This window comes from Streptococcus sp. 1F3 (assembly GCF_054968985.1).
Genome location: NZ_JBUEQR010000069.1, coordinates 40,139 through 48,764 on the forward strand (window position 1 = coordinate 40,139; position 8,626 = coordinate 48,764).

An 8,626-nucleotide genomic window follows, 5' to 3' on the forward strand; every position below is an offset into this window, starting at 1 on the left:
AAGATGAAACTTTCCAGATTTTGGAGGCTGTCTCTGAGTTTACTACTGTTAGGAATTGGCCAGCGACTGATGTATACAGGAGTGGTCTCTCCTTGGGCTAGAGACAGGGGCTTGCCTGTTCTCCTACTTGTCCTAAGCCTAGTTGCCCTTGTCTTAGGGATAGCGCTGCTCCTTCCTTTGCTTGTTTGGTTTTACAGACACCATCGGTCTGATAAGCGATTGCCAAAGCTGATCTTAGCCTATCTTCTAACTGCTGTTACTTTAGGTTTCATCATTGGTGGATTCGGTCAATTGTTGTATGACCATACCAGCTTTGCCTATGATGCTGTGCGGATAGGTGTTTGGACAATGAGTACCATCGTTCAAAGTGTCCTAAAGGTAATTTTGTGCTTTGGTCTAGTCAGTATTCATAAGAACTTGCCTATTAGGGAAAGACGGAACTGCCTATGGCTACCATTAGTAGGAGTGATCATGGTATCTATTTGTATCGTTCTTCTGAGCTATTTTCTACCGACTGTTGGTTCAGTCCTTGTGTCAGTTATTGATGAGATTGTACTGATTGCTACCTTGTATTATTTTAGTTACCTCGTAAAGGAGACGTCCAGATGAAACGACTTCATAAGTTAATGAATGCCCTTGTGTTACTGGTCCTGCTTGTTTCCAATAGCCCAATTATGTATGCTGAGGAAATCGGTCAGGCTATTGAACAATCTCAAGCAGAACAAGCTCATCAAGAGGCAGTAGAAGAAGCCAAGAGCCAAACCGTTGGTTCTGAGAATGCTAATACTGAATCTACTGATTCGTCCAGTGCAACATCCGACTCTCCCAAAGAGGAGGGCGATGCCATCCAACAACCCAAGGTTGTGACAGAAGAGAGTGATGCGGAAGTAGAACTCAAACAGAAATATGGAGAACCTGTAGCGGTCAGTGGACAAGAACAGCTCTACCGTGTGGATGAGACCCATTTTGTGACCCATATTGGGAGTAGCGTCAAGACCTATGTAGACCAAGACGGGCTAGAAGTCCCTGTTGACTTGTCCCTGTATTCCTATCATGCCAACGGCAACCACTACTATCTCCCTAAAGAATCCCCAGTTGGAGTGGTGCTGCCAAGTGAGGTCAAGGAAGAAACCCCGATTGATGTCCTTCATCAAGAGGAGAAAATCTCCCTCTATCCTCTTGAGACGACCTATGACAAGGCAACGGTTGCACAAAACGCGATTTTATATAACAACGTCGAAGGCAAGACCGATGTCCAGTACACGGTTCAGTCTAACGGTGTCAAAGAAGAAATCGTCCTTGCCGAGTGGGGAGGCAAGAACCGCTTTACCTATGGGCTAGACGCTGGAAATTACGATGTTCGCCTTGAAAACAATCAGGTGCTGGTTCGTGAGAAAGGCAAAACCAAGATTCTCTTTGTCTTGACAGCCCCTATCATGGTGGACGCAGCTGGTGAGACCAGTCAAGATGTGACCTTAGAGTTGAGTGAAAAATCTGGGAAATACCAAGTGACCGTCATCGCAGGCAAAGACTGGCTTTCTTCCAAAGAGCGCCAGTACCCTGTACGGATTGACCCGACAGTCACCGTTCCGCGGGAGAACATTCTTGATGTCGTGACTAGCTCGATTCGAGGGACCTACCAAGGACTCGCCTATGGCTATGTCGGCTATATCGAGTCTGCCAATATGGGAATGGAGGGCATCCAGGATATTGGCAAGACCCGTATGTACGTTAAGGTCAATTATGACTTTAGTAGTATCCCAAAAGAAGCCCGTATTGATAGCGCCAGTCTCAATCTGTTTCAGTATTCAGACGGAAAAGGAACTGCTGCGGCTACCTTTGGAGCTTATTATCTCAAGCAAGATTTTGACATCAATACCATTGACTGGTTGAGTTCTCTTTCATTAGAGGAAGAAATAGCAGGCGAGAATGCCATTCATCCACATGGATTGGGCTTTCATCACTTCGATATTCGGACCGCAGTAACGAATTGGGTTCAAGGACTTTCTCCCAACTTCGGTCTCGTTGTCAAAGCTATTGATGAGAATGTGAATGGAGCAGGTTTTTATACCACAGAAGCAGACCCCAGTAATGTTGCCCAAGGTGGCTTCACCCCCGATCAAGCTCCTAGTATCACGATTAACTGGTCTGTCCCAGACCCAGTGGATATGAACTATGAACTGGGCAATACTACAATCAATCTGCGCACCATGGTCAAGACCGACAAGACAGGCAAGCTCCAATTCCAAGGGGTCTTTGCGGATGGTCTGACGACACCGGGGGCAACTGTTAGCTATGGTTTGAGCGACGCTACTAAGGGTTATAAAGGCGATACTCCTGCGAGTTTCTCCTATAAGTATCCCAATACCAGTACCTTTGAGTCTGTCTTTGAAGCTGGCACAACCAAGTATCGTGATAAACTCTCCAACTGGCAGACGACAGTTCCTTTCACAGAACCAGAACTGAACACCCTCTACACCATTGATGCCGAGAGCCAAAAAGACGGAGTGACTAGCGGGAAGAAATCCAGTGAGACCTTCCTGATTTACAAGGTCACCCAGTATGACACGCTTCCAAAAATAGCCAGTTATTATGGTGTTCCCCTCAATCAAATTGCCTACGACAACCGCATTCAGGATATGTTGGTGGTGAAAAACAACACCCTTTTTATCCGCAATCCGAGAAAGAATGCGACCAAGCCCTATAATCCGCCTGCCTTAAATGATGATGTAAAAGCAGATGTGGATAAACTCTTGATGGGACGGGGTCTCCATTGTGAGTTTGGCTTTGAACCGATTAACCTAAACACAGGTAACTTCTATCTGGAGCGGGTGGATGTGTCTATCCCTGATATTGCTGGTGACTTTGAAATTGCCCGTTCTTACAACTCGAAGGCTGCAGGGATCAATAGTCTCTTTGGTCGTGGCTGGAGTTTTGCCTTTAATGAGCAGCTTTCAAGAGATGAGAACCAAACTCTTTACTATACTCGTACGGATGGTTCAGTTGTTCAGTTTACCAAAGATGGCGATCGCTACAAGGCACCAACAGGTTATGAACTCACTCTCAAGGTCAAAACTGTTGACACCAAGGAGGGCGACTTCGGAGGTGAAGAGAAGGAAAAGTATGAGGTCAAAGAGTACCGCATTACTGATACAGACAACCAAGAAAAAGTCTTTAACTTCCACGGACTTTTGACAAGCCAGACAGATGAAAAAGGCAACAAGACGACATTTGACTACAATGAAAACTTCCAGTTAACCAAGGTAACTTCACCAACTGGTCTTGTCTATGGCATTACCTACAATGAAGCAGGCTACATCGGTGCTATCCAAATCCCAAATGGGTCTACCTTATCCTATGACTATGATGACAATGGCTACCTGACCACCTATACCGATGCGACAGGTGTGCCGACTCGCTATGAGTACGATGACAAGGGACGGATGACTGCCTGGTATGACGGAAATGGCACAAAAGTCATCCAGAACGAGTATGATGACCAAAATCGTGTCACCAAGCAAACGGATGCGGTGGGTGGCGTGTCTACCCTGTCCTATAGCGAGGGTCAAACGGTCACTACAGATGCCAACGGCAACCAGACCACCTATACCTATGATGACCACTACCGGACAACAGGTATTCACTACCCAGATGGGACAAGCGTTTCTAAAACCTATGATGACCATAACCGTTTGGCAAGTAGCACCAATGAACTGGGTCAAATAACTAGCTACACTTATGATGAAAATGGAAATGTCTTGACCGAAACCCGCTTTGACGGGGCGGTTAAGACCTCTACCTATGATGAGAAGAACAACCTCTTGTCTGTCACAGACTTTGGTGGAGCTACCACCACCAATGAGTATGACAGGAAGAGTAACCTCACAAAGACCACTCTACCAGACGGAACAACCATTTCCTATACGCACGACAAACAAGGTCGTATCCTGTCTACGACAGATGCCCTAGGGGCTAAGACAACCTTTGCCTATGAGGGGGCTAATCTGGTCAACGTTACCAACCCACTGGGTGGGGAAAGCACCTTGACCTACAATGCCCATAATCAGGTGACGGGGATTACCAACCCTCGTGGTGGCACCACCACCTTTACCTACGATGCGGAAGGTCGCAAGTTGAGTGAGATTGACGCAGACGGTGTAGGGACAACCCATACTTTTGACAAAGCTGGTCAAGTTACAGGTGTGCTAGACGGTAATGGCAATACCACCACCTTTACCTATGATGCCTTTGGTCGTAAGATTGGGGCGTCAAATGGCGAGGGTGGAACCTACAGTTACACCTATGATGGCGTGGGGAATCAAGTGTCTATGACAGACGCAGAAGGCAACACCACGACCTACATTTACGATAGCCGTGGTCGTCTCCTGACAGAAACGGATGCGTCAGGTCAAACGGTCACCTTTGTTCGTGATGTCCTGGGGCGTGTTCTTAATCGTACAAACGAAGCAGGTCATACGAATAGCTTGACTTATGATGACCGATACAATGCCATCAAGACCGTGACCGATGCCTTGGGGCAGGTCACAGAAAACACCTATGATGCTTCTGGTTATTTGACGGATGTGACTTACCCAATTGGAACAAAGACCAACACGACATACGATGTTATGGGTCGTGTCCTATCGTATACCGATGAATCAGGTCAGACCGTCTCTTACACCTATGACGCAGTAGGAAATAAACTGACAGAAACCAAAGGTGATAAGACAACCAGCTATAGTTATGACAAGTCTGGTAATGTGACCTCTATTACCTACCCAGATAAAACAAGTGTGTCTTACATCTTGGATTCTATGGGCAATATCCTGTCCATGACAGATAGCCTCGGTCGTGAAACCACCTATGAGTACAGTCCAGCAGGTCGTCTCCTTGCGACCACCAATGCCTTGGGTCACAAGACAAGCATGACCTATGACGCCAATGGTAACCAGAATAGTGTCACTGATGCGGCAGGCTATACGGCGACAACAACCTATACCGGTCAAAACCAAATCGCCAGCATCACCGATGGTCTTGGCAACACAACCACTACCTCTTACAATCAAATGGAACAACCAAAAGAGATTGTGGATGCCTTAGGTGGTAAAACGACTTATGTCTATAATGAATTGGGCTATCCGATTGAGCAGACAGATGCCAATGGAAATCGCACCAAGATGAGTTATACAGAGACCGCTCAACTAAAAGAAGTGACCCTGCCAGATGGCACGACCATTACTCAAGAATATGACGCCTTGGATCGTCTCATTAAGCAGACCAACTCTAGTGGTCTCGTCACAGAGTACACCTATGATGCGGCCAACCGTGTCTTGACCAAGAAAGACAACCAAGATCTGAATGAGGCCTATACCTATGACCAGGCTGGCAACCGCCTCACTCTGACCAACAGCCTTGGAGAAGTCACGACCTACAGTTACGACAGTGACAACCAGCTAACCCAAGTGACTTATGCGGACGGTACCAGCGAGACCTTTACCTATGATGTGATGGGCAATCTCGTAACCTCCACCGACCAAGAGGGCAAGAGCAAAACCTACCATTATGACGATAACGGGAACCTGACCAAGATAGTTGACCACCTCAAGCGGGAGACGATCTACACTTATGACGCCCTCAATCGCGTGGTCACAGAGACAGACGCAGAGGGCAACAGCTCAACCTATGAGTATGATGTCCTTGGTAACCTGTCCAAGATGACAGATGCCAATGGGAATAGCTCAAGCTATGGCTACGATGCCAATCAGAACCTAGTGCTTTACACCGATCCAAATGGTCAGGCAACAGCCTTCAAATATGACCCACTGGGTCGTGTGGTGGAGACAGTCGCTCCAACGGGTAGCTCTCAAACCTTTACCTATGATGGGGTCGGCAACCGTCTCACCGAAACCACAGGGGAGGGGCATACGACCACCTTTACCTATGACGCGATGAACCGTCTCTCTAGCCTCAAACGCCCGACAGGTGGCGAGACAAGCTATGCTTATGACGGGACAGGTAGCCTTGCTAAGGAAACGGATGCCAATGGACATACGACAAGCTACACCAATGACCTCTATGGTCGCACAACCAAACGTATCTTGCCAAATGAGGCAGAGTATACCTACAACTACGATGCTTTGGGTCGTCTGTCCAAGCAAACCGGTCCCCAAGGTCTAGCTAAGAGCTATACTTACGATGTGGCGGGTAACCTGACTAAGGAAACGGACCAGTCAGATCGAAGCAATCGCTATACCTACGACAAGGTCGGTCGCCTCTTGACAGCTAAGAATGCCCTTGATCTTGAAACGAAATATAGTTATGATGGGGCAGGGAATCTTGAGAAGTTGACCAGTCCATCGGGAGCGACCACTCGCTTTAGCTACACCACTCTTGAACAGCTCAAGACCATCACCAGTCCGACAGGCCGAGAGATTGCCTCAAGCTATAACCCAGTTGGTCAAGTAACCAAGCGAACCATCAACGGCAAGCGGGAGACCAGCTACACCTATGACCCCAATGGGAATCTCTTAGAAGAGACCAATCCACTCGGACAAGTGACCAAGCGTACCTATGATGCCCTTAACCGCTTGACTAGTGAAAGTGATACGGCAGGTCAACTGACCCTCTACACCTATGACCATGACAACAATGTGACCAAGGTCATGAATGAAGCAGGTGGGCAAGCCAGCATGACCTATGACGGCAATGGTAACTTGACCAGTGTGACATCTGGTAGTGAGCGCATCAAGACTTACACCTATGACCTCAAGGACCAGTTGCTTTCAGCTACCCAAGGGACAGGGGACAAGGCTTCCACCTCAACGTATACCTATGATCGTGTAGGAAATGTTACTTCCATCACCAATGGGAATGGCAAGGTCACAAAATACACCTATGACCAACTCTCGAATGTCGTGGAGCGCATGACCGCCCTTGGAGACAAGGAGACCTACAGCTACAATATCAATAACCAGCTAGAGAAAGTCACCAAGGCAGACGGTCAGACGATTAGCTACGACTACAATAAGTTGGACCAATTGCTCAAGGTAGACTATTCCAAGAAAGAAGACGGTCAAGTCCTTTATACCTATGATAGCGACGGTCGCCGTGTCTCTATGAGTGACCTGACAGGGACGACCAACTACGAGACCAACGCAGAAGGGGAAATCACAGGTGTCCGTCAGGGAGACGGTAGTCTGATTCAGTATGACTACGATGCCTACGGCAACATCAGCCAGATGACCTACCCAGATGGAAGTACCGTTTCCTACACCTATGACGAGTTGGATCGCCTGACCTCGGTGCTAGACGTCAAAGGGAAGAAGACCACCTATAGCTACAACGAAGCAGGCGATATGACGGAAGTCAAACGGGGTGACGGCACTAAGAGCTTCTTGACCTATGACAAGGCGCACCGTGTGACAGAACTCCGTCATGTGGATAAGAAGAACAAACTGATTTCCAGCTATGCCTACGAGTATGACGATGGCAACTACATTACCAAGGAAACCATCACCCAAGACGGGGAGACCCTTGTCCAAGCCTATACCTATGATACCCTGGGTCAAATTGAGACCATGACAGTGTCCGACAAGGCAGGGAAAGAGTTTTCCAAGCTCACCTACACCTATGACCTAGCAGGAAACAAGTTGACCAGCACAGAAGAAGTGGAGGGCAAGGAAGAAGAGACCCGCTTCACTTATGACGATAACAACCGCCTAACCAAGCTAGAGACCAAGGACGGCATAACGACCTATACTTACGATAAGAATGGCAATCGGATTTCTTCTAAGCAGAATGAGGAGAAGCTAGACTACATCTACGACACGGAAAACCGCCTGCTTGCGGTCAAGGACAAGGAGGGGCTCCTGATGGCAGCCCTCTATGATGGGGATGACAATCGGGTCTTTACCGCTAGTCGTAAGGAGGGCAAGCACACTTATCAACTCTTCAAGCGTGAGGACAAGAAGAAATCGCCCTATACAGCACCAGCTGGTGAGGAAAATAGCCTCTTCTGGTATGGCTTTAGTCAGAATGTCTTACAGGCACTATCGACCCTACCACAGACGGTGGGGACTATCTGGCATGAACTCTTTGACGATGTGTCGACCGCCTACCACCAGAAAGTGGCGAAAGACCGGGCGACCAAGGAGGGGTTAGTGGTCAATCCACCAGACCTTGGAGATCTCCCAGGTGAGGGTCAAGTGACCTATGCCTCAGAAGTGAAAGAGGTTCTCATTCCTTACACCACACGAGAGGATCGCTTTAACTATTACGAAGAACGCAACTATGTCAACGATGTCAATCGCAAGCATACCGAAGTTCTTCAGACCTATGACCGAGACTTGAAAGCAAGAGAGACCTATACCTACGGACAGGGCAGGACGTCTTATCTCAACCATGAGACAGGGGATAGCTACCACTACTTGACCAACCAGTCAGGTTCAGTCACAGGCTTGACCCAAGATGGAAATTCAGTCGTTTCATCAAGCTATAACCTCTACGGTGCGACCAAGTCCACCACAGATGAAACGGGCAATCCTTTTGCCTACAACGGGGAAGCTCGTGATATTACAGGATTCGACTACCTACGTGCAAGGTACTACGATAGCCAAGCAGGTACTTT

Annotated in this window: 2 protein-coding genes; both read left to right on the top strand. The window is 47.9% G+C overall.

Annotated features, from left to right (window positions below; translation table 11 throughout):
- Positions 1–3: 3 nt before the first annotated feature.
- Positions 4–609, top strand: coding sequence for a hypothetical protein (locus ACVPON_RS06835; RefSeq protein ID WP_462877465.1), 606 nt, complete (start codon positions 4–6; stop codon positions 607–609).
- On the top strand, positions 606–8,626 hold an 8,021-nt coding region (locus ACVPON_RS06840), incomplete at its 3' end, for a DUF6531 domain-containing protein (protein WP_462877467.1). The genes ACVPON_RS06835 and ACVPON_RS06840, both read left to right, overlap by 4 nt.

Bases quoted from the DNA above. Each gene is read 5' to 3' on its own strand.
- ACVPON_RS06835 (WP_462877465.1), top strand. From the start codon at position 4: ATGAAACTTTCCAGATTTTGGAGGCTGTCTCTGAGTTTACTACTGTTA.